Raw genomic sequence first — 1,334 nt, 5'->3', positions numbered from 1 at the left:
CCCGGTGGTGGTGTGGGTGAGGTGGTGTCGGCTCCGATCGTGCATTGGTTGCGTGGGTTGGGGTCGGGTGTGGGTGGTTTTCATCAGTCGGTGTTGGTGTCGGTGCCGGGTGCTTTGGGTGCTGGTGCTTTGGTGGGTGCGGTTCAGGCGGTTGTGGATCACCATGATGCGTTGCGGTTGAGGCTGGGTGTGTCGGGTGTGGATGGTGGTTGGGGTCTTGAGGTGGGGCCGGTGGGTTCGGTGTCGGCTGGTGGGTGTGTGCGTCGGGTGGATGTGTCGGGTGGTGATGCGGGTGTGTTGTCGGAGTTGGTGCGGGTCGAGGCGGATGCGGCTCGGGGGCGGTTGGCGCCTGAGCGGGGTGTGATGGTGCAGGTGGTGTGGTTCGACGCGGGTGAGGAGCGGGCTGGGCGGTTGTTGTTGGTGGTGCATCACTTGGTGGTGGATGGGGTGTCGTGGCGGGTGATCCTGCCGGATCTTGAGGCTGCGTGGCGTTGTGTGGTGGCGGGGGAGCGGCCGGTGCTGGAGGCGGTGGGGACTTCGTATCGTGCGTGGGCGGGGCTTCTGCCTGGGTTGGCGTTGCGGCGTGAGTCCGAGCTGCCGCTCTGGGAGGGGATGTTGGCTCAGGGTGATGTGTTGTTGTCGTCGCGTGTGTTGGATCCGGTGGTGGATGTTGCGGGTTCGGCGTGTTCGGTGTCGGTGGAGGTGCCGGCGGGTGTGACGTCGGCGTTGTTGACGTGGGTGCCGGGTGTGTGGGGTGCGGGTGTGGAGGAGGTGCTGCTTGCCGGGTTGGGTGTGGCGGTGTCGCGGTGGCGTGGGGTGCGTGGTGTGGGTGGTGGTGGGTTGTTGGTGGATTTGGAGGGTCATGGTCGTGAGCAGGTGGTGGATGGTCTGGATCTGTCGCGGACGGTGGGGTGGTTCACGAGCAGGTATCCGGTGTGTCTGGATGTGGATGGGGTGGGTGTGGGTGGTGCGGTCAAGCGTGTGAAGGAGGTGTTGCGTGGGTTGCCGGACCGGGGGATGGGGTTCGGGTTGTTGAGGTATCTGAGCCCGGGTGCGGGTGAGGTGCTGGCGGGTTTGCCGGAGCCGCAGGTGGGGTTCAACTATCTGGGCCGGTTCGCTGCTGGTGGTGGTGACTGGTCGCCGGTGGGTGAGGCCGGGGGTATTGGTGGTGGGGTGGATCCGTCGATGCGGATGCCGCATGCGTTGGAGGTCAATGCGCTGACGCTCGACGGTGCGGAGGGTTCGGTGTTGTCGGCGGTGTGGGCGTGGCCGGGTGGGTTGTTCGGTGAGGGTGAGGTGGAGGAGCTGGCCCGTGAGTGGGTGCGGGTCCTGGA

At 66.2% G+C, this 1,334-nt stretch carries 1 protein-coding gene; it reads left to right on the top strand.

Going from position 1 to position 1,334, the window contains the following annotated elements; genetic code table 11:
- Positions 1–12 precede the first annotated feature (12 nt).
- On the top strand, positions 13–1,334 hold a 1,322-nt coding region (locus tag ABZY11_RS44550; protein ID WP_356484627.1), incomplete at its 3' end, for a condensation domain-containing protein.

Origin of the sequence: Streptomyces sp. NPDC006510 (assembly GCF_040611955.1) — a bacterium.
Taxonomy (GTDB): domain Bacteria; phylum Actinomycetota; class Actinomycetes; order Streptomycetales; family Streptomycetaceae; genus Streptomyces.
This window is presented reverse-complemented; position numbering and strand designations above follow the sequence as displayed.